Genomic DNA, 21358 nt, shown 5'->3' with positions numbered 1-21358 from the left:
CGCCTTCGCGGTGCGTCAGAACGCGGTGCCGTCCGCGCGCAACCCCGGGGACGAGCTGAGGCCGGAGGGCAGCGACGTGTGCCGCACGAAGGCCCCGTTCGGGTCCGCATCCGGGGAGCGGTTGTCGGACACATTGTCAGCGGGAGAGACGTAGCTGTACGTGTCCACGTCGGTGTTGTCCGCCTTGCGCAGGCGCACGGTGTCGCCATCGTTGCTCAGTCCGAGCGCTCCACTGGAGGCCCTCACCGCGTTCGTCCTGCCCGGAGGGATGCCCGCGGCCCCTCCGAAGACGACCACGGCCTTGCCCGCGCCCAGCGTGGTTCCGGCCGGGAAGACATGGCGCGAGAGGGCGGAGTCCCACACGCTCCATCCCGAGATATCCACGGCGACGGCGCCGACGTTGACCAGCTCCACGAACTCATAGGCGGGGTTGTTGTTGCCGTTGACGGCGGGCTCGTTGGCGAGCACCTCGTTGATGATGACGCGGCTGGCGCCCTGGACGATGGTCACCGGCGAGTCGCTCCCGTCGAAGAGGGTGGCGTTCGACGTGTCCACCACCCGCACGAGCGTGTTCGTGGAGGAGAGGGCGGGCAGCGTCCACGCATGACTGCCCTGGACGGCGGGCACCGAGGCGGCCAGCACGCTCCACGTCGTGCCACCATCGGTGGTGGCTTCCACGCGCACGTCACCGACACCCCAGGCATGCCACCGGATGGGGAGCACGGAGCCGGCGAGGAAGGTGCCTCCGTGGGGGTCCTTGAGCCGCACGAACGGCTCCGGCGCGGAGCTGAACGCATACGTGCTGACGACAGGGCGGTGGTCGCTCAAGGTGTTCAAGTAGTCGGGCACCCACTCGTCCGCGTAGATGACCTCGGCGGAGCTCGGGACATAGCGGGCGGCCACCTCGTTGCTGGCCAGCGTGTGGTCCACCATGTTCTCGAAGCCGATGGACGTGTCGTCGCCCGCCAGCGACAGCTCACGGGTGATGAAGGTGTAGCCGTTCGGGTCCGACACGAAGTTCTGGTACGGCGTGAGCATGGGCTGCTGGGTGCCGGGGTCCAGGGTGATGGACTCGTCCACGTCGTCGTTCCAGTCGCCCAGGACGAGCACGTGCTCGTTGGACAGGTTCTGGTCCAGGTACTCCTTCAGCGCGGCGCTCGCGCGCTCACGGGTGGCGCGGGGGCTGGTGTCGACGCCGTTCTCCGCGCGCATGTGGACCACGATGACGACGAGCGGCGTCTGCGTGCCCTGGATTTCGGTGGTGAAGTTCACGCGCAGGGGCGGGCGGTTTCCGAAGTCGCTCTCGCTGCCCACGCGGAGCAGCTCCGCGCTCTGGAAGGTGAGCGTGCTGTCGTAGAGGATGCCCAGCTTCTGCGTGGTGCCGCCGTACGGAGAGGTGCTGCCCGTGACGTAGTTGGCGTTGTTGGAGAGAAAGCCGCTGAAGCCCGGGAGCTGGGCCTTGAGGGTGTCGAAGTCGACGACGTCGACCATCTCCACCATGCCCCACAGGTTGGCGCCCGCCTGGAGCATGACGTCGCGCGCGGAGGCAATCTGCAGGTCATCCAGCGCGCCGCCCTGCGACGTCGAGTTCACGGGACCCTGCGTGTCGGAGCCGAAATAGGTGAGGTTGTAGTGGCCCACCTTGAAGACCGGCGGGCTGAAGCTGGAGATGGTCAGCACCAGGCTCCGCGAAGCCGTGCGGTCCGTGGAGTCCGTCGCCGTGACGATGAGGTCGAACGTTCCCTGCACGGTGGGCGTCCCGGAGAGGACACCCTCCGAGGACAGCGTGAGGCCATCTGGCAGCGCGCCCATCGTGACGGCCCAGCTCAGGGGCTCGACGCCTCCGGTGGCCGCGAGGGCGGATTGGTAGGCCGCATCCCGGGTGGCTCCGGGCAGTGAAGCGGTGGTGACGCTGAAGGCGGTGAGGACGGTGAGCTGGGTGGCATACTGCGCCTGCCTTCCATTGGCGTCCGTCGCCGAGACGACGAAGCTGAACTGGCCCGCCTCGGTGAAGGTTCCCTGGAGGAGTCCCTGCGCCGACAGCGTCAGGCCGGGCGGCAGGTCTCCCACGCGCGCGAAGGTGATGGGGGCCTTGCCGCCGACGACGGTCAGCGTGAGCGAGACGCTCTCGCCGACTTCATGGGATGAGAGCTGGAACTGCACGATGCGAGGACGCGCGTAGACGGAGAGGGCGAGGTCGGCGGTGTCGCTCGCGCCCGAGGCGTCCCGCACGCGCACGGTGAAGGTCGCATCACCGGCCGCCGAGGGTGTGCCGGCGAGGGAGCCGTTGGTGCCGAGCGTGAGGCCCGCGGGCAGTGCTCCGGCGGTGACGTCCCAGGTCAGGGGCGCGAGTCCACCGCTCGCAGACAGGGCGAGCGAGTAGGGATCACCCGTGTATGTGTCCGCCAGGGTCTCCGTGAGGACGACGGGAGGCGTGGTCGAGCCACCGTCCGTGTCGGGGCCCGCGTCCGGAACGAACCCACCATCCAGGTCGGGGCCGCTGTCTGGAGTGAAGCCGCCATCCGTGTCGGGGCCGCTGTCTGGAGTGAAGCCGCCATCCGTGTCGGGGCCACCGTCGAGCGTGGGGCCCGCATCCGTGTCGGGGCCACCATCCAGGGGTGGGCCACCGTCAGGGTCTCCGTCGTGACCAGGGCCGGCATCCGTCTTGGTTCCGCTGTCCACGGGCCCGGGTGTGGGGTCGGAATCCGAGCAGGCGGTGAACAGGAAAAGGACGAGCAGCGGCGCGACTGCGCGATGCGACAACATGAAGGACTCCGAAGCAGGGAACGAAGCGCGCGGGGGGGCCTGGAATCCTAGCGCAGGAGCCCGTCGCGCATGCGGGTGGGTTGATGGGGGAGGGCGTCAGGTCGTCTCCGCGCCCGGCGTCCGACGCCTCGAAACCGGGCCCCCCAGCACACGGTTCCTGGAGCTGGCCCCTCGGCTCCCTGCGCGAAAGAAAACCCATGACCGAGCGTGAGTTGACGCATCTCGAGGTGCCGTGTTTCGTCGACTTTTCCGAGGCCCTCTCGGGTCGGGAGTTGATGGCCCAAGGCGTCGGACCCGACTTCGACCTGTGGCTCCTGGCCCTGGAGGGAGAACGGGATGACCGGGAGAAGGTCGCACCGGGCCTCCCATCCTTCGCGAAGTCGCTGGCGGATGTGCCGCAGACCTACGAGGTCCTGCGCTTCTCCTCGCCGGATGCTCCGCCCGAGTGCGTCCGCTTGCCGCCCAACCGACGCAACTTCCATTTCGTGCAGCCCCTGCCGGAGGGCGAGCTGCTACTGGTGGGCGGCCGTTGCGGCTATCTCGACAAGGACGCGCACGAACGCAACGCGGTGGTCTATTCCCGCGATGGGCGTGTGACGCGTGAACTCACCCTCGGCGACGGCATCCAGGACGTGCAGGCCACCGCCGACGGGCGCCTGTGGGTGAGCTACTTCGACGAAGGCGTGCTCGGCAATCGAGGGTGGGGGCGCGGGGATATCGACAGCGAGCCGATTGGACGAAGCGGGTTGGTCCTCTTCGATGCGCGGGGCCAGCGCCTCAGTGAGTACGACGCGAGGGCCGTGGGCACCGATGTCATCGTCGACTGCTACGCGCTCAACGTCGCCTCCAATGACGAGATGTGGCTGTACTTCTACACGGACTTTCCCCTGGTCCGCCTGCGCACGGAGGGCCGGCCCGCTGTCTGGAAGACGCCTGTCACAGGGGCGAGCGCGCTCGCAGTAGGGGCGACGCACGTGTTGTTCGGAGGCTCCTATTCGGCGCGCTCAACCTTCGAGTTGTTCGTCCTGCACGGTGGCCGCGAGGAGGCGCTGACTCCGGCGGGCACCTTCGTCTTCGTGGACCCGGACGGTACCCGGTGGCAGCCGACCTGGATGTGCGGGCGCGGTCCCTGGCTCTACGGTGGAGAAGGCACTCGCGCCTTTCGCATCGACCTCGACACGCTCATCGCCTCGACCCGGGTCTGGCACTGAATGCTCCTGACACTCTCGACGACCCATTCCCCCGCGACGGACCTGGGCTCCCTGCTGCACAAGAGCCCGCGTGTGGCACCTGGAGACGCTGGCGAAGGTGTGTCGCGCGGACCCGGATTGGCTCATGGCGACGTCCCATCGCGTGGTGTCACTGAGTGACGCGCGGGCCGTCGAGGACGCGACGCGCTGGTGGGAGTCGCTGACCTCGCGAGGCGGGGAGGGCATGGTGGTGAAGCCCCTCGCGTACGTGGCCCGAGGCCAGAAGGGAGTCCTCCAGCCGGCCATCAAGTGCCGGGGCCCGGACTACCTGCGCATCATCTACGGTCCGGAGTACACCGCGCCGGAGCACCTGGAGCGTCTGCGCAAGCGAGGGGTGTCCACGAAGCGCTCGCTGGCGTTGCGGGAGCTGGCGTTGGGGGTGGAGGCACTGGAGCGCTTCGTCCGGAAGGAGCCGCTGCGGCGCGTCCACGAGTGTGTATTCAGCGTGCTCGCGCTGGAGAGCGAGCCGGTGGACCCCCGGCTGTAGACGGACCGGGGCCGCTTCCTTCACGCGGAGGGCCCAGGCACCAGGTGCCGTGCGTGCGCCCTCCGAGGCCCTTCACTCAGTGAAGGCCAGGCGCCGACTCGGGCGTCATGCCGGGCCGGGTCGACTTCGCGGCCTCTCGCTGCGCGTACTCCGCCATGCCCTCGAAGTCGACGCAGAGGCAGGGCTCGTTGCCGATGACCCACGCGTCGTGTCCCGGTGGGATGATGGCCACGTCCCCAGGACCCATCTCGTTCTGGTCCCCGTCATCCATCTTCACCACCATCCTCCCGCTGACGACGTAGATGGAGTGGGCCACCTGGCAGCTCTCCGTGCCGGCGATGGGCTTGACGTCCTGGGACCACTTCCAGCCGGGCTCGAAGACGCCCATCCCCACCGTGCGCCCTCCGTCGAACTGGAGAACGTCCGCATGCCCGTGCGCCTCGAACGGCCGGCGCTCATCGGGTGTCGAGAATCGCTTGATGATGAACTCGCTCATGATGTTTCCCTCCGCGAGCCAGAGGAGGGAGGAGCGCCGCGCGCCCCACACGCCCCGGGCCCGCCCATGTTTCCCAAGGGAAACCTAGGGACGTTCCCGGCGGACGTCAGTGCTCAGGTCATCAACTCCAACGGCATGGACAACCCCGCCTCGAACCCCGGCTCCTTACGAAGTTGCTCCAGCACGCCGCGCGTGCAGTGCAGCGTCACCAGGGGAAACAACCCCGGCTCGCTTACCCAGCGCACGGCGCTCATCAACTCCCGCGCCCGCAGGAAGCCCAGCACCGTGTCGCGGAACTGCTGGCTCTCCTCGCCCGCTTGCCGATGCACCGCCGCTCGACTCCTGGCGGGCGCGGACGCGGCTGGACGCTTGCCACCCTGACGAGAGGACGGCCGGGACGCAGTGGGCTGCTCCCGGGGCATGACGATGGCTTCAATCCACATCGTGTCGCCCTCCTCGTGGCGTGGCGATTCCAGACCTGCTTGAAGATTATCGGACAAGGGCGTGGTCCAGTTGTGTCCCCACCTCGTCGAACAAAAGGGTGGGGCGCCTGCACCCCCATCGCACGGGTTCGATTCGGAGCGCCGCTGCCCGCCCCGTGGAGTCAGCTGGCGCAGAGGGGCCTGGCCGCTCGGCTGCCCCACGGGGGGACGGCCATCCGCCGCGAGCCCGACAGGCCGCTCTCATGTGCGGAGCTTGTCAGGCTCGCACGCGAGGGGGCCTGACTGGCGGCGCATCACTTCCTACCTTGTCGCTCATGAAGGACTCCAGTCGCCAACTGCCGGTCTACGTTCCCGCCCGCACGGTGTGGGCCGTGGGGCTGCAGGTGCTGCTCCTGGCGATCTGCTGGCTGGTGCTCCGACGGCTGTATCCGCTGTTCACGCTCCTGGCCGTCGTGCTGCTGCTCTCCCTCGCGTTGGATCCGCTGGTGCGCCGGCTGGAGCGGTGGGGCCTGAAGCGAGGGTTGGGCGTGGCCGTGGTGGCGCTGGTGCTCCTGGGGTTGGTGGGCGTGCTGGTGGGCACGCTGGTGCCCGCGCTCGTCCAGCAGATTGAGGGCCTGGTCCAGGCGATGCCGGGGCTGCTGCAGCGGCTCTCCGAATCCCAATGGGTGAGGGAGCTGGGAGCTCGCTACGGCTTCGAGATGCATCCCGAGGAGCTGCTGCGCTTCGAGCCGATGGACCTGGCGGGTCGTGCCGTCGGGGTCCTTTCCTCCACCCTGGGACTGCTGGCTGCGGGCATCACCGTGGTGGCCCTCTCCGTCTTCAGCCTGCTGTTCGGCAAGGAACTCTACGAGAGCATCCTCCAGTGGGTGGTGCCACGCCGGAGGCACCACGTGCGCGGGCTGGTGGAGCGCATGCGCGCCGCGGTGAGCAACTACGTCGCCGGCACGCTGCTGGTGATGACCATCGGCGGCACCGTGGCCGCCACTGTCGCGCTCGTCCAGGGCGTGCCCTTCTTCCTGGCCCTGGGGCTGGCGGTGATGGTGCTGGGGGTCATTCCCTATATCGGCAGTGTCATCAGCGCCGTGCTGGTGAGCCTCACGACGCTGGCCACGGTGGGGCTGCGCGCGGCCGTCATCGCGCTGGTCGTCTTCATGGTCTACCAGCAGATTGAGTCCAACGTGCTGGGCCCCATGGTGCAGCGCCGGGCCATCCGGATGAACCCGCTGCTCATCTCCATCGTCGTGCTCTGTGGCGGCGCGCTCGCGGGCCTCCTGGGCGCGGTCGTCGCAGTGCCCCTGGCCGCCGCCGCGCAGGTGCTCGTCCAGGAGTTGCTCCGGGCGCGGCAACTGAACTGGAGGCGCGTCCACCGCCGCGAGAATGCCCGGCGACAGGCGGGGCGGGGCGCGGTGGAGGAGGGGCTGCTGTTCGCGGGCCCCATGGACGACACGTCCGAGCACGGGGGGCCGCCTTCGGAGAGCGACCGCCACTGAGCGGCGTGGCGCCCGGACGTGAAGAAGGGCTCCCGGAGTGTGTCCCGGAAGCCCTTCTCGTTCAGCTCAGGCTGACGTCAGCGCCGCACCTCCGACCTGGGAAGCGTCGGAGGCGTGGCGCCGGGCTTCAGCGGCCCGCGGGGGCCGAGCGGCCCTGCGACGTGACGGACTTGCCGCTGTCCGCCGCGGCCACGGACGTGCCGACCGAGAACACCAGGTCGTCACGATCGTTGTAGGAGCCGCTGGTGCACGCGCTCGCCGTCCCGTTGAAGCGGAACTGCGGACGGATGGCGTGCGTGCCCGCCGTGGCACCCAGGTTGAACGTGTGAGTGAAGGTCCTCGCGACCCCCCCCGCGGTGCAGGCCACGTTGGTGGTCAGCGCCGTCCAGGACGGAGCCGACGCGTTCGTCGTGTAGTAGAGGTCGAAGAAGTCCGTCGTCCCCCAGCACCACACGGTGACTTCCACCGTCACCTGCTTGCCCGTGGCGAACGCGCCCTGGTCCGTCGTCTTGATGACCACCCGGTCGATGCTCTCATCGGTGTGGTAGACGCCGGAGACACCGTCCGCGCACGAGTCGTTGATGGTGTTCGGCTGGTTCAGCTCGGCGCCGCCAGACAGCGTGCCGCGGCCGTTGACCAGCGTGGTGCCGGTGTCGCAACCGCACACGTTGCCGCAGGTCGGAGCCTGGAGCGTGGTGTTGAACGTGGCCACCGCGGGCGTGCAGACCGTGCTGGTGGTGAAGCTGCGCACGGTGCTGTTGGGGCTGGCACCGCAGACATCCGCCGCGCGGGCACGCCAGTAGTACGTGGTGGCGCTCGTCAGAGCCGGAGTCACCGTCCAGTTGCTGGCCGACAGGGCGGTGCCCGTCCGGACGATGTTGGTGAACGCCGAATCAGAGGCCACTTCGACCACGTAGTTGGCCGCGCTCGGCACGTCGGACCAGTCCAGCGCCGCCGACGTCGCGACGCCCGTGGCGCCGTCCGCCGGAGACGCGAGCGTCGGAGCCGACAGCGGCGTGCAGCCGCGCGTGGTGTAGCTGAACGCGGTGGACCAGGCCCCCACGCCGCCGCACGAGTTGTTCGCCCGCACGCGCCAGTAGTAGGTGGTGTTGACGTTCAGCGCCGGGGACACCGTCCACGTGCTGGAGACCAGCGAGTTGGCCGAGGCCGTCACCGTCGCGAACGTCGGGTCGGTGGAGACCTGGACCTCGTAGGTGGAGGCACCAGACACGTCCGCCCAGTCGAGCACCGCGGCCAGCTCCGCGCCGGTGGCACCGTTGCTGGGGGTGGACAGGGTGGCGAGGCCCGGCGCGGTGCAGGCCGGCGTGGCGCACGAGCACGCGCTCGCCGCGCCGTAGCACGCGTTCGAGGACGCGGGGACGATGGAGTAGCAGTACTCGCGGCCGTTGGCGACCTCGGAGTCCGTGTAGGTGGTGCCGGTGACGGTGGCGACCTTCGCCTTGCCGAAGTTGCAGCCCATGCCCTCGGTCTTCATCACCCAGTACTCGCTGGCGCCAGCGGAGGCCGTCCAGTTCAGGGCAATCTGACCGTCACCCGGGGTGGCGGTGTGCGTGGGCGCCGCGGTGGGGCCCGCCGAACAACCCGAGTTCACCGGGGGGGTGGTGTTACATGCGATGTTGTGACGGTTGAACGCGGCGTGGATGGCCGTCATGTGCGGCGTGCCGTCGGCCAGGTTGCCGTTGTCGTCGTCCGCCGCCAGCCACTGCATGTAGCCGTTGGTGGAGCCGCAGCCGTCGGACGTGCCGCCGGTGCAGTTACAGGAGTGCCACGCGCCGACGTTGCCGCTGCCCTGGTAGAACAGCTTGTTGCCGACGATGAACGCCGTGTTGGAGTCGTAGTTGAACGGCGCGCCAGCCAGGTCGATCTTGACCAGGTCCCAGGCGGCCTGACGGGCAGGCGAGGCGGCGCAGTGAACCTGACGGCTGCACGGGCCCGTGCCGGAGCTGCAGTTGGGGCACACGAAGTTCTGCGGGGTGGCCGGGGGCGCGGCCACGCCGCCGTACGTGGCGGCCTGCCAGTCCGCGTCACGCACGCCGGAGCACCGGGTGTTGCACCACGGCGTGCCAACCTGCGACTCGTTCTGGTTCTGCCCCGTGCCGTCCGGCGTCACACCGCAGCCACGGCTGCCGGTCTGGAAGAAGCCGTAGCCCACGCAGGACGTCTGCAGACGGTAGATGGCCGCGATGTCCGCGTAGCCTTCGCTGGAGTTCGACAGCACGCCGTTCGAGTCGAAGTCATCCATGCCATGGCCCCACTCGTGGTCGAACACGGCGCCAATCTCACCGGTGTTCCGGCAGCCACCGCCGCTGCGGTAGAAGTTGACCGACGTGCCGTTCCAGAAGGCGTTGCAGGTGCTGTTGATGTTGACGTTCGCGAGCAGCTGCGTGGACAGCCAGGTGTTGCCCGGCAGGTAGCCGCGGGCCTGCTCGGCCAGCTTGTTCAGCTCGTAGAAGCTGGAGCGCGACGCGGGGGAGTTGCCCGCCTGGCCGGTGATGCAGTCGTGGTCGTTGTTCGCGCCGCCCATGGCGATGTTGCCCGTGGTGGAGCTGACGTTGATCGCGCCGCAGGTGTCCGCCACGCGGACGTAGCGGCCGGACAGCGTGGTGGCGGCGGTGCCAGTGCTATAGGCGAAGATGCCCGCGCCATCCGTGAAGTTGTTGGGCGAGGCCAGGCCCGTGTTCGCCCAGGGCATGGGCGAGTTGGGCTTCATCGTGCCGCACACCGTGTTGTCCACGCAGGTGCCGATGTTCGTGGACGGGTAGATGCCGCCCTGGATCTGCGCGTCGAAGTAGTGGTTGTCGTCCTCGATGGCGAGCGTCTCGCCGGAGTGCGCATCCACCGTCACCTTCCAGCGCTGGTGGGCGTCCGGGTCCTGGAAGCCGTAGGCGTAGACCAGGCGATGCTCGTAGCCGGTCCCCACGGCGCCGGCAAAGGACTCACCCTGGGGCGCCATGGGGGCGACCTCCAGCGTGGGCTGCTGCCAGAGCTGCTGCGGGCTGGCGTTCAGGCCGACGAAGCCGTTGCCCGCGACGAGCGCGTCGTTCGGCGCGAGCGCCGGGCGCGTGTCGATGCCCACGTTGGCCCACGCCTCGGTGCCGATGAGGATGAGGTTGCCGTGGCTGATGGTGGCGGCGATGCGCGCGTGGCGCACCGGCAGGCCATTGACCACCTGCTGGATGTGGACCTGCCACAGGTTCTCGTTGACCGCCGTGATGCGGGGCGAGCCCAGCTGCATCAGGTCGATGTTGAACGCGGCCTGGTTGTCCGCGATGAACTTGAAGACCAGGTCGCCGATGACGGACTCGTCCACGGCCGCCACGGAGCGGCCAATGGACTCACGCACGCCGTCCAGCGTCACGTTGTTGCGGAAGCCCTTGCCGGGGATGAGGGGAATGGAGCCCTCGATGCCCGACGGGGTGCCGGTGCGAGGGTCGATGTGGACGCGGAAGTCCTTCCCGTTGCGGGCGAAGAAGTCATCCCAGCCCGTGGCCGTGTCCTTGGCCATGGTCCGCATCGCCTGCTCCAGCGGTGTGTTCTGGATGGGCAGGTAGAACTCGGGCTTGTAGAACGCCTTGCTGGCGATGGCGCTCTGCCCCTGTTCGGGGGGTTGCACCGCCCAGCTCGTCGCTGACATGAGCAAGGCAAGACATGCTGCTGACACCTTGGTGTGGCGCATGCGGTTCTCCTCTAAGGGGGTCCCGAGGGGCGGACCCGAGGTGGCTCCAAGACGGAGCCCGCAGACGCCTTACTGATGCCTCACCAAAAAATGAATATGCCTTATTCCCCGGCTACCAATCGAAACTGGATCCCTAGGAAAAACAAGGCCGCGAAGTGTTCACTGGCCAACGCCATAACGCACTGTAAGTAAATCCCACCATGGCTCTGAGCGCGGAAGTGTGCCACTGCCACCAAAATTTTATTGACAGGGTGTTGCGGGCTAGCGCGGCCAGATGCGCACCCAGTCATCCTGGATGAGCTTGCCGCTGGTCCTGTCCGTGCTTCCGCTGGCCATGAAGCCTCGAGGCGCGCCGAGCGCCAGCGCGCCGGCCTCCACCCACAACAGCAGCAGCAGGGCCACCACGAGTGCGGGCACGCGCGTGGCCAGTGCGGGGCGGCGCGCGGTGAGGACGACGAGGGGCAGCAGCAGCAGCGGAACCAGTGCGGGGAAGATGGTGAGCAGGCCGCGCGTGTAGCCGAAGAAGGCGACGGTGATGAGCGCGCGGTGCAGGACGACCAGCGTGAGCAGGCTGAGCTCGCGCCAGGGGCGGGTGAGGGACAGCGCGGCGCCCGCGACGAGCAGCACGAGCAGCGGCCACTTCAGCCACGTGCCCTCGGGGACGAAGAGGTCCACCGGGGCGCGCGCGCCGCTCAGGCCGGAGGGGAGGTTGGAGGCGCCCAGGCCCAGGCTCAGGCCGTCCAGCCAGCGCGACAGCTTGGTGCTCCAGAGGCGCGCGGCGTCCGCGGGGTGCTCGCGCATCCACTCCAGGCCCACCGCATAGCCATGCAGCAAGAGCTTGCGCTGCGCGGGATTGGCCACGTCCAGGTGGCCTTCCTGGCCGAGCTGATTGACGGAGTCCGGAGTGAAGCCGCCGGTGGCGCGCGCGTGGTTCGCCATGGCGAAGTTGATGGGGCCATAGGCGGTGACGGGCGCGAGCACCGGCAGCGGCTCCAGCGTCGGAGTGTTCGCGTTCAGCTCGCCGAGCACCTTCGCGTTGCGCACGGCCCACGGCGCGAGCACCAGTCCACAGACGAGCACCGCGGCGCCCCAGCGGATGGCGAGCGCGGGCAGCGGCGTCGAGCCCCGGTAGAGCCAGGCCCACGCGAGCAGGAAGGGCCACAGGTAGAGGTGCTCGGCGCGGGTGAGCGAGCCCAGGCCCATGACGAGGCCCAGGAGCGCGGCGCCGCCCCAGGTCGGCCCCGCCTTGTGCCGCAGGACGAGCGCGAGCGTGGCGGACAGGAAGAAGGCGTAGAGGACCTCGTTGCTGTACGTCGTGGAGAGCACCAGCCAGCCGAAGCTGGAGGCGAAGAGGGCCGCGCCCACCAGACTCCACGCGGTGCCCAGCAGCTTGCGCCACCAGGCCCAGGACAGCGCCACCGTGGCCGCGCTCAGGGCGGCGAGGCACAGCTTGTATGGATAGGCATTGCCCTGGGGCTCCCCCAGCACGCGGTACAGCACCCCGAGGAGCCAGGGGAACAGGGGCGGATGGTAGGGCAGGGTGGCGGGGCCTTCCGTGCCGCGCACGTGCTCCAGCGCGTACGTGTGGAAGAAGCGCGCGTCCCCGTAGAAGAAGATGGAGAAGGGCCACGCGCGGTCCGGCGCGGACTGCAGATACAGCCAGCGCAGCAGCAGGCTGAGCGTGAAGGTCACCGAGAGACCGAGCGCCACCGGGTGCCGTTGCCACAGCTCCCGCGCGCTGACGAAGAACCGGCGCATGCCACCCCCAGGAATCGGCGCAGGCTAGCACCTCGGGCGCGCGCGGGGCCCAGGCGTTCAGAAAAGCGCCCTTGCCGTGAGTTGTGGATGGCGGGATGCGCGACGCGCTTTCTAGAGTCCCGGCGCCGCGGCGTTGGCGGCATCACGCAGTCCGGCTCGGAGGGCCGAGTGTCCCAAGCAGGCGAGAAGTCCATCCTGGCCATCGACCTGGGCACCTCGGCCGTGAAGCTGGCCGTCGTCACCCTTCGCGGAAGGATTCTCGGCGGCGAGGTGGAGCCGCTGGCGCTCGACCTCCTGCCCGATGGAGGCGCGGAGCAGGACCCGGAGGCGTGGTGGAGCGCCGTCGTCCGGGGCACGCGTCGCCTGCTGGCGTCGGGGCGGGTGGCCGCGCGTGACATCGTCAGCGTCAACTGCAGCTCCCAGTGGTCTGGCACCGTGGCCGTGGACGCGCAAGGCAAGCCCCTGCGTCCGGCGCTCATCTGGATGGACTCGCGCGGCGCCCCCCACGTCCGGCGCGTGGCAGGCGGGCTCATTCCCATCGAAGGCTACGGCGCGGCGCGGCTGTTGACGTGGATTCGCCTGACGGGCGGGGTGCCCAGCCTCTCCGGCAAGGACCCGGTGGGCCACATCCTCTACCTCCAGGCCGAGCACCCCGACATCTACCGCGACGCCTACAAGTTCCTGGAGCCCAAGGACTGGCTCAACCTGCGGCTGAGCGGACGCTTCGCGGCGTCGTTCGACTCCATCACCCTGCATTGGGTGACGGACAACCGCGCGCTGAACCGCATCGTCTACGACGAGCGGCTCTTGAAGATGGTGGGCCTGCACCGCGACAAGCTGCCGGACCTGGTGCCCGCGGCGAGCGTGCTGGGGCCGCTGAGCGCCCGGGCCGCGAACGAGCTGGGGCTGAGCGAGGACGTGCGCGTGGTGACGGGCGCGCCGGACATCCTCGCGGCGGCGGTGGGCTCCGGCGCGGTGAGAGACCACGAGGCGCACCTGTGCGTGGGCACGTCGTCCTGGCTGTGCTGCCACGTGCCCTACAAGAAGTCGGACCTGTTCCATCAGATGGCCTCCGTCCCCTCCGCGCTGCCGGGGCGCTATCTGCTGGCCAACGAGCAGGAGTCCGCTGGCATCTGCCTCACCTTCCTCAAGGACAACATCCTGTATGGCCAGGGGGGCGGGCCCGGAGCGGAAGAGGACTCCGCGGAGGTGTACCGGCTGATGGAGCGCGAGGCGGGGAAGGTGCCCGCGGGCAGCGACAAGCTCATCTTCATGCCCTGGCTCAACGGGGAGCGGAGCCCCGTGGACGACAAGTCCCTGCGCGGGGGCTTCTTCAACCAATCCCTCAAGACGACCCGTGCGCACCTGGTGCGGGCGGTGATGGAGGGCGTGGCCTACAACTCGCGCTGGCTGTTCACCTACGTGGAGCAGTTCGTCGGCCGGAGGCTGGACTCGCTGCGCATCATCGGTGGCGGCGCCAGGTCCGCGCTGTGGTGCCAGATTCACGCGGACGTGTTGGACCGGGTGATTCAGCAGGTGGACGAGCCGGTGCTCGCCAACGCGCGCGGGGCCGCGTTCCAGGCGGCGGTGGCGCTGGGCGAGCTGACGGTGGAGGAGATTCCGTCGCTCGTCCCCATCGCTCGCACCTTCGAGCCCGACCCGGCGAACCGGGCGATGTACGACGAGTTGTTCCGCGAGTTCGTCAATCTCTACAAGAGCAACAAGGCCATCTTCGCGCGCCTCAATCGCGCCCGGAGCGCCTGAAGCCAAGGAGTGAAGATGGCCCTGCCAGACCCGAAGTCGCTCAAGCTGCTGAACCACGTCCCGCCCCGGTTGCTGTCGGCGGCCGAGCGCTACCTCAAGGCCGTGCCGCTGGTGCGGGACTTGTTGTCGAAGGAGACCGACACGCTGCTGTCCGAGCTGGAGGGGAGCCTCAAGCCCTACCGGGGGAAGATGACGGCCTTCGGGCGGCTGCCGGTGACGGGCCGCTCTCGCGAGGAGGTGCTGCGCGAGCTCCAGGCGCTGGAGGCCCAGGAGGAGGAGCGCTGGCGGGAGGGCAAGGTGTCCGGTGCCGTCTACAACGGTGACCAGGAGCACATCGACTTCCTCAACCGCGTCTACGCCCTGCACTCGCAGAGCAACCCGCTGCACGCGGACCTGTGGCCCAGCGCCACCAAGTTCGAGGCGGAGGTCGTGGCCATGGCGGCGAGCATGCTGGGCGCCGATGCCGCCAACGCGGGCCGCGTGCCCGACGAGCACGTCTGCGGCTCCATGTCCTCGGGTGGCACCGAGAGCATCATGCTCGCGGTGAAGACGTACCGGGATTGGGCCCGGGAGACGAAGGGAATCACGAAGCCGGAGATGGTGGCGCCCTCGAGCGCGCACCCGGCCTTCGACAAGGCGGCGCACTACTTCGGCGTGAAGATGGTGCGTGTGCCGGTGGGGCCGGACTACCGCGCGGACGTGGCGGCGACGCGCAAGGCCCTCAACCGCAACACCATCCTCCTCATCGGCTCCGCGCCGGGCTTTCCCCACGGCGTCATCGACCCCATCTCCGAGCTGTCGGAGCTGGCGCGCAAGAAGCGCCTGGGCTTCCACACGGACGCGTGCCTGGGCGGCTTCGTGCTGCCCTTCGCGCGCGCGCTGGGGCGTCAGGTGCCGCCCTTCGACTTCCGGCTGCCGGGCGTGACGTCCATGTCCGTGGACACGCACAAGTTCGGCTACGCGGCGAAGGGCTCGTCGGTGGTGCTGTACCGGGGCACGGCGCTGCGCTCGCACCAGTACTTCACCGCCACCGAGTGGCCCGGGGGCATCTACTTCTCGCCCACCTTCTCCGGCAGCCGCCCCGGCGCCCTCATCGCCGTGGCCTGGGCGTCGCTGGTGAGCATGGGCGAGCAGGGCTACATGGAGGCCACGCGCCGCATCCTGGAGACGGCGGACACCCTGAAGCAGGGCATCCGCTCCGTCCCCGAGCTGCATGTGCTGGGAGACCCGCTGTTCGTCATCGCCTTCGGCTCGGAGACGCTGGACATCTTCAAGGTGATGGAGCGGATGGGCGAGCGCGGGTGGAGCCTCAACGGCCTGCACAAGCCCGCGGCCGTGCACCTCTGCGTCACCCTGCGGCACGCGCAGCCGGGCGTGGCCGAGCGCTTCCTCGCGGACCTGCGCGAGGCGGTGGAGCACGTGAAGGCCCACCCGGGCGAGAAGGGGACGATGGCGCCCGTCTACGGCATGGCGGCCGCCGTCCCCTTCAGGGGCCTGGTGAGCGACTTGCTCAAGAAGTACATGGACCTGCTCTACAAGGTCTGAGCGTCCGGCCCTCCGCCGCGCGGCCTTCAGTGGGGTCGCGCGGCCCACTCCCATGTGGTGCCCTGGTGCAGCGCCGCGTAGATGTCGTCGCGCAGGACGTTGCACTCGTCATGCGTCAGCGTGCGCTCCAACGCGCGCAGCACCACCCGCAGCAGCACGTTCTTCTGGTCCGGACGGAGGGCCAGGCGCTTCACCGCGCTGGGAGGGAGCGCGGAGTACGGAGTCTCCGTCACCACCTCCACGCTCTCCACCAGCTCCGCCCGCTCGCCCAGCGCGGCGCGCACCGCGTCCCCCAGCTCCTCGGACGTCCGGCCCTCGTCGATGACGAGCGACATGTCCCTGCGCACCGCCGGCATCAGCGACACCGGACGGTAGGGTTCCAGGTCCAACAGCTGGGCGGAGATGCGCGCGTCCGTGGAGCGCAGGAGCCGGATGTCATCCAGGCCCTTGCGCAACATCAGGATGCGGTCCAACCCCAGGCCCATGGCGAGCCCGGTGACGGGGCCCGCCTCCAGGCCGCTCTCCGCGAGCAGCGCTGGCAGCGCCAGGCCGCACTCGCCAATCTCCACCCACTCCTCCCCCTCGCGAACATCCACCTGGAGCCCGTCCGTCGTGTACGGATGCACGGCGTCGGTGAGCCGCACCTCGCGCCCGGGCAGCAGCGCGCCCACCACGGCGTGAATCATCTGTCGCAGGTCCGCGGAGGTGAGGGGCGGTCCTCGTCGCACGCGCCAGAGGTCCATCTGGTGCGGCTCGCCGGTGTGCAGCCGGTCGATGCAGTCGCGGCGGTAGACGAGGCCTGGACAGGCCAGCAGCACGTCCTCGGGTGGGGACGCCGCCAGCTTGCGCAGCACGGCCGGAATCATGGCGGACGTCTGTGAGCGCAAGAGGGCCGTGTCACAGACATACCGCGTGTAGCGCGCGTCCCGGGCCACTCCTCCCGGCGGGTAGTGGAGCCGGTCGTAGTTGTCGGCGATGGAGACGACGGGGCTCTGTCGGTGGATGAGGACGTCGCAGCCCCAGGCGGAGCGCAGGGCGTCCAGCGCGGAGGCCACCAGCCGTTGCAGGGCATGCGGGCCGGAAGCAGGGTCGGTCAGGTCACGAACGGAGAGCGCGCGCCGAAGCTCCTCGGCGCTGAGGATGGAGACGGAAGGGGACGACATGGAAACCTCTCGGAAGCGGTGGAAACGCAGGGTCTCCGGCACGCCGAGCGAGAAGTCCGCCAGGCGCCGCCGGCCTCGGATGCCCCCCCGGCGGCTTCGGGTGGGCGTCGCGCCTGACGGCGTTTCACCAACGAGAGGTTCGTGCGCTCAGTGCGGCACGCCCTCCCGACACCCAAAGGGAGCCGGGGGGCTGCTAAATCGACGAGCACTGACGACCAGAACCATGTCGCTACGAATAACGCCGGCCGCTTTCAAACGCAAGCCGGGGCCCTCGCCCTCAGGTGGAGAGGGTGCGGCCGAACACGTCGAACAGCTCGCGCCAGTGCTGCTCGGCGGCGTCCTTGTCGTAGGTGGCGGAGCCGTCCACCGCATAGCCGTGTCGCGCGCCGACGTGGAGTCGGGACTGGTGTCGGACGCCCGCGTTCTTCAGTGCCGTCTCCAGCCGAAGGATTGCGTCGGCCGGCATGGAGCTGTCCTGGTCCGCGTGGCCGAACACGAGCTCGCCGCGAACGTCACCCACGCGCAGGTGGGCGCTGTCCGGGGACTCCGTCGCCAGCCTGCCTCCATGGTTGGACACCGCCGCGGCGATGGTGTCCGGAAAGTCCGCGGCCAGGCGCACGGCGATGGAGCCACTCATGCAGTAGCCGGCCACGCCGACCTTGGGGCCGCGCACCTGGGGCAGTCGCGAGAGGAAGTCGAGCTGTGCCGCGCCGTCGTCGCGCAGCCGCTCCGGCGTCAGGGTCGCGATGAGCGCGTAGATGCGCTTGCGGAACGCCTCGTCCGCGAAAGTGCCGTTCAGGTCGAGGCTCGCGGCGCGGCCCTCGCGGTAGAAGACGTTCGGCAGCAGGACGACATAGCCGCCGTCCGCGAGTCGTTGGGCCATGTGCTCGAAGGCGGGGCGGATGCCCAGCGCGTCCGTCAGCAGGATGACGGCGGGCCACGGGCCGCGCCCCTCCGGCTGGAACAGCTTCGCGTCCATCGCTCCCTCACGGGTCTGAAGCTCGATGTCTTCCATGGGCATTCCTCGAAGGTGTGGGGCGGCTCGCTACAGGGACCGGGTGGCGATCTCCGTCAGCTCCGCCTCGGTGAGCGTCAACGGATTGGCCTTCATGCTGCTCGCGGCGCGCGCTTTCGTCACCAACTCTGGCAGTCGCGCGGGCGTCAGCCCGTAGGTGGCGAGGCCGGGAATCTGGAGCTCGGCGCGCAGCGACTCCACCCACGCGAGGGCGTCCTCCTCGCGAGCATCGGGCCGGCCGGTGAGCATCGCGGCCAGCTCACGGAAGCGGAGCAGGGAGGGGTGCTCCGGTGCGCGAGCGCGAAGGGCGCGCAGGTTGACGTCGAGCACGGCGGGAAGCAGGGCCGCGCAGACGGCGCCATGGGGCGCGTCGAACATGCCGCCCACTGGCGCCGCGAAGCCGTGCACCGCGCCCAGCCCGGAGTTCGCCAGGCACAGGCCGCCGAAGAGGCTGGCCAGCGCCAGGTCCTCGCGCGCCTCCGCGTCCGGCTCCGTCAGGACGGCTCGACGCAGCGAGCGCGCGGAGCGGCGCAGGCCCTCGCGTGCCAGGGCGTCGGTGAGGGGGTTGGCGCGCGCGGAGAGGAAGGGCTCGATGAGCTGGGACAGCGCATCCATGCCGCTGGAGGCCAGGACGGCGGGGGGCGCGCCGATGAGCAGGTCCGGGTCCACGAGCGCCACGCGCGGCAGCAGCTGTGGCCCGCGCAGGCTCGCCTTCACCTGGGCCTGCTTCGAGCCCAGCACCGCGTTGCGCGTCACCTCCGAGCCGGTGCCCGCCGTGGTGGGAATGGCCACGAAGGGCAGCGACGCCCGGGTGAGCGGCTGGCCCCGCCCGATGACCTCCAGATAGTCGAGTGGATCTCCCCCCTGTGTCGCCAGCGCGGCGAGCGCCTTGCCCGCGTCGAGCGCGCTGCCTCCGCCCATCGCCACGACGACGTCACAGCGAGCCTCCCCGAGGATGCCCAGGCCCTGGCGCACGAGCTCCACCGTGGGCTCTCCCTCCACGGCGAAGGACTCCACGGTGAGGCCGAGCGCCTCCAGCGACGCCTTCAGGCCGCGCGCTCGCGCGGGGGCCTTCCCGGTGACGAGCAACACCCGCTGACCGCCGAGCGAGCGCACCAGTTCGGGGGCCTCGGACAGCCTGCCCGGGCCGAAGATGACGCGTGTCGCGGTGGCGAACTCGAAGGCCGTGGGACTCACGTCACCACCCGGCGTCTTCGGGGAACAGGTTGACGAACTTCCGGCTGGCGCGCGGCTCCGCCATCATCGGCGCCACGGTGTCGCGCCAGGTGAGGTAGTGGGCCGTCTCCTTGTGTTCGGCGGGAGCCTGGGCCGTCCGGTAGACCTCCACGAGCACGAAGCGCGTCGCGTCGTCGGCGTCCTGGATGACGTCGAAGCGGGCGATGCCGGGCTCCTGGGCGCTCGCTCGCGCGTTGGCGAGGGTGGCTTCGCGGAAGGCGTCCACGTGCTCCGGCTTGACGTGGACCTGGACATGGACGACGCGCAGGCTGTTGGGCATGTCCGGAAACTACTCCGGGCCGAGGCCGCGTGGGGACGCGACCCCGGCCCGGATGAGGGCACGGTGTGGGGTGCCGTACAGCCGTGGCGTGCCTACGGGGCCTTGATGACCGCCGTGGGGTTGAGCACGTCCTCGAGCTTCCGGGCCATCAGCCAGCCGTCGTGGTAGACGATGCCCGTCTGGGTGATGGTGTCGTTCCGGTACAGGCCAATCTTCAGGTAGTTGACCTGGCCGGAGTACTGGGTGGCGATGTAGCGCTTGGGCATCACCAGCTTGCCGTCGAGGTACAGCTCCACGAAGCCCACCTTCGAGTCCGCGGACCAGCGCACGTGGAAGATGAAGTCCATCCACTTGCCGCGCGTCAGCGGGGCGCGCCAGACGATGGTGCCCGGGTTGCCGCCGATGTTGAGGCGGACCTCGTTGCCGTAGACGTAGAACTCCACCGGGGGCGAGCCGCCCACGGTGTCGCTCTCCTGGTGCCACTGGGTGAAGAGCTGCCACGTGTTCACGTTGGGGAACGTGGAGTCGAACATCGTGCTCCAGCGGTAGTAGTACTCGGAGCCCGACGGCTCGCGCGTCATCCGCACCAGCTCATTGCGGTTGCCGCTGGAGTTGATGGGGTCGTCGCCCCGCTTCACCGTGGCCTTGAGCGCGTAGCCACCCTGGCGCTTCGGCGAGGACACCATCGCCAGCCGGTCCGCGCTCACCATCTGCGCTCGCGTCCACTGGCTGATGTTGTTCGTCTCGAAGTCACCCACCCACACCACGCTGCTGCCCGTGGGGGGAGGCGTCGTCGGGGGCGGCGTCGTGGTCGCGGCGGAGCAGGCCCGCGCCTCGGCGATGGACGCCCAGTCGTTCAGGGTGCTGCCCATGAAGGTGATGCGCACGCGGCGCGCGGAGACCTTGCTGAACGAGTACGTCTCCGCGGAGGACGACTTTCTGCTCGTGCCGCTGTACACCTGCGTATACGTGTAGCCATCCGGCGAGACGGACACCGTGAAGGTGTTGGCCCGCGTGGTGCCTTCGTGCCAGGCGATGGTGACGCCGGAGATGGACTTGCTGGCGCCCAGGTCGTAGTCGATCCATCCACCCTTGCCGAGATAGCTCCAGCGGGTGCCCAGCTTGTCGTCCATCGTGTTGGCCGGCACGTTGCCGTCATGACCCTTGGCGATGACGGACGCGGCCGTGAGCTGCGTACAGCCCGTGGCCGTCAGCGCGGCGGCGGAGACGGACGTGGCGTACTCCGTGGCATCCAGCCCGGCGGGGGCCTCGCCCAGCTCGGTGACGTCGTCCTGGGGACCACAAGCGGTGGCGCTCAGGCCGAGCAGTGCTCCAGCCAGCAGAAGAGACTTCTTCATGTAGGGACCTCTGGGGATTCAAAAACAGACAGACGGGGAGTGTGTCCGGCGGCCATCTCACGACGGGCCGGTTCCTGGTTTCAGCTGGGGGGTTCTCCAAGGTCACGGCGGGGGTTCGCCGCGTTGCGACGGAGACAACCATCGACCAAATTTATTTCGTATTCAACAGTTCTCGACACGCCTGCCTGCCCTCCAAGAAACGGGGCGGAGCATACTGCGGGTGAGGGCTGGGGCGGTGGGGTTGGAAACGTCTGTCATTGGTGGCGGATTGGCGCGGATTGTGAGGGTTTGAGCGCACCCCCAGAAGCGCCGAGGAGGCATGCGGTGGCCTGGAGGGCAGGCCCACAGGCGAATTCAATACACACGCACAACCCCTGGGCGCGAGGGGCGCGAGGGGCCGGGAGCGTTAGAGGTTCGGGCTCTGGAGGTGCTCATGACCTCGTCTTCGGGCGTGTGCCTGGCCTGCGGGACACGACTTTCCCCTGGCCTGTCCACCTGCCCGCGCGTGTCGTCACGGGTGCCCCTGGCTGAAGGGGTTCGCCGGTGGGGGACGGGGGCCTGTCAGCCGCCGCTCGTGGGGAGGACCGCGCTGCTGGAGCGGCTGAAGTGG

Annotated in this window: 15 protein-coding genes; 5 read left to right on the top strand and 10 right to left on the bottom strand. The window is 69.4% G+C overall.

Going from position 1 to position 21358, the window contains the following annotated elements:
- Positions 1-15: 15 nt before the first annotated feature.
- Entirely contained in the window at positions 16-2766 is a 2751-nt protein-coding gene (locus tag HR086_RS10535) for a putative Ig domain-containing protein (protein ID WP_174465506.1), read from the bottom strand.
- Positions 2767-2963: 197 nt separating this feature from the next.
- Here HR086_RS10535 and HR086_RS10530 point away from each other — a divergent pair, with 197 nt between their 5' ends.
- Both HR086_RS10530 and HR086_RS49735 read left to right on the top strand, forming a co-directional pair.
- A complete protein-coding gene (locus HR086_RS10530; protein ID WP_174465505.1) occupies positions 2964-3977 on the top strand; it encodes a hypothetical protein in 1014 nt (337 codons plus the stop codon).
- A 70-nt stretch (positions 3978-4047) separates the two neighbouring features.
- Entirely contained in the window at positions 4048-4503 is a 456-nt protein-coding gene (locus HR086_RS49735) for a hypothetical protein (protein WP_371745572.1), read from the top strand.
- A 76-nt stretch (positions 4504-4579) separates the two neighbouring features.
- On the opposite strand, the gene HR086_RS10515 is transcribed toward HR086_RS49735, so the two are convergent.
- Entirely contained in the window at positions 4580-4999 is a 420-nt protein-coding gene (locus HR086_RS10515) for a cupin domain-containing protein (RefSeq protein ID WP_174465504.1), read from the bottom strand.
- A gap of 113 nt (positions 5000-5112) precedes the next feature.
- Positions 5113-5442 (bottom strand): hypothetical protein, encoded by a 330-nt coding sequence (locus HR086_RS10510; protein ID WP_174455121.1) that lies wholly within the window; start codon positions 5440-5442, stop codon positions 5113-5115.
- Positions 5443-5756: 314 nt separating this feature from the next.
- Between HR086_RS10510 and HR086_RS10505 the strand changes: the two genes are divergently transcribed.
- Positions 5757-6932: an AI-2E family transporter gene (locus tag HR086_RS10505; protein WP_174455122.1), complete on the top strand. Its 1176-nt coding sequence runs from the start codon at positions 5757-5759 to the stop codon at positions 6930-6932.
- A 127-nt stretch (positions 6933-7059) separates the two neighbouring features.
- Here the strand turns inward: HR086_RS10505 and HR086_RS10500 are convergent, their stop codons facing one another.
- Positions 7060-10629, bottom strand: a complete 3570-nt coding sequence (locus HR086_RS10500) for an endopeptidase (protein WP_174465503.1) — start codon at positions 10627-10629, stop codon at positions 7060-7062.
- A gap of 261 nt (positions 10630-10890) precedes the next feature.
- A complete protein-coding gene (locus HR086_RS10495) occupies positions 10891-12387 on the bottom strand; it encodes a glycosyltransferase family 39 protein (protein WP_174455124.1) in 1497 nt (498 codons plus the stop codon).
- A 168-nt stretch (positions 12388-12555) separates the two neighbouring features.
- Here HR086_RS10495 and HR086_RS10490 point away from each other — a divergent pair, with 168 nt between their 5' ends.
- Together HR086_RS10490 and HR086_RS10485 are read left to right on the top strand one after the other, a co-directional pair.
- Entirely contained in the window at positions 12556-14151 is a 1596-nt protein-coding gene (locus HR086_RS10490) for an FGGY-family carbohydrate kinase (protein WP_246136966.1), read from the top strand.
- 15 nt (positions 14152-14166) lie between these two features.
- Positions 14167-15696 carry an aminotransferase class V-fold PLP-dependent enzyme gene (locus tag HR086_RS10485; RefSeq protein ID WP_174465502.1) on the top strand — a complete coding sequence of 510 codons (1530 nt, stop codon included), beginning with the start codon at positions 14167-14169 and terminating at the stop codon, positions 15694-15696.
- Between the two features lie 26 nt (positions 15697-15722).
- Here the strand turns inward: HR086_RS10485 and HR086_RS10480 are convergent, their stop codons facing one another.
- The 5 genes from HR086_RS10480 to HR086_RS10460 form a co-directional block, all read right to left on the bottom strand.
- The gene (locus HR086_RS10480; protein ID WP_174465501.1) at positions 15723-16859 is read right to left on the bottom strand and encodes a hypothetical protein; all 1137 of its coding nucleotides are present in this window, start codon (positions 16857-16859) and stop codon (positions 15723-15725) included.
- A gap of 277 nt (positions 16860-17136) precedes the next feature.
- Positions 17137-17874 carry a dienelactone hydrolase family protein gene (locus HR086_RS10475; RefSeq protein ID WP_254614466.1) on the bottom strand — a complete coding sequence of 246 codons (738 nt, stop codon included), beginning with the start codon at positions 17872-17874 and terminating at the stop codon, positions 17137-17139.
- 30 nt (positions 17875-17904) lie between these two features.
- Positions 17905-19071: an iron-containing alcohol dehydrogenase gene (locus HR086_RS10470; RefSeq protein WP_174462290.1), complete on the bottom strand. Its 1167-nt coding sequence runs from the start codon at positions 19069-19071 to the stop codon at positions 17905-17907.
- A 1-nt stretch (position 19072) separates the two neighbouring features.
- Positions 19073-19390: an antibiotic biosynthesis monooxygenase gene (locus HR086_RS10465; protein ID WP_141640926.1), complete on the bottom strand. Its 318-nt coding sequence runs from the start codon at positions 19388-19390 to the stop codon at positions 19073-19075.
- Between the two features lie 92 nt (positions 19391-19482).
- Positions 19483-20748 carry a heparin lyase I family protein gene (locus tag HR086_RS10460; protein ID WP_174462291.1) on the bottom strand — a complete coding sequence of 422 codons (1266 nt, stop codon included), beginning with the start codon at positions 20746-20748 and terminating at the stop codon, positions 19483-19485.
- Between the last annotated feature and the right edge of the window lie 610 nt (positions 20749-21358).

The organism is Myxococcus sp. CA039A (assembly GCF_013336645.1).
Taxonomy (GTDB): domain Bacteria; phylum Myxococcota; class Myxococcia; order Myxococcales; family Myxococcaceae; genus Myxococcus; species Myxococcus llanfairpwllgwyngyllgogerychwyrndrobwllllantysiliogogogochensis.
This window is presented reverse-complemented; position numbering and strand designations above follow the sequence as displayed.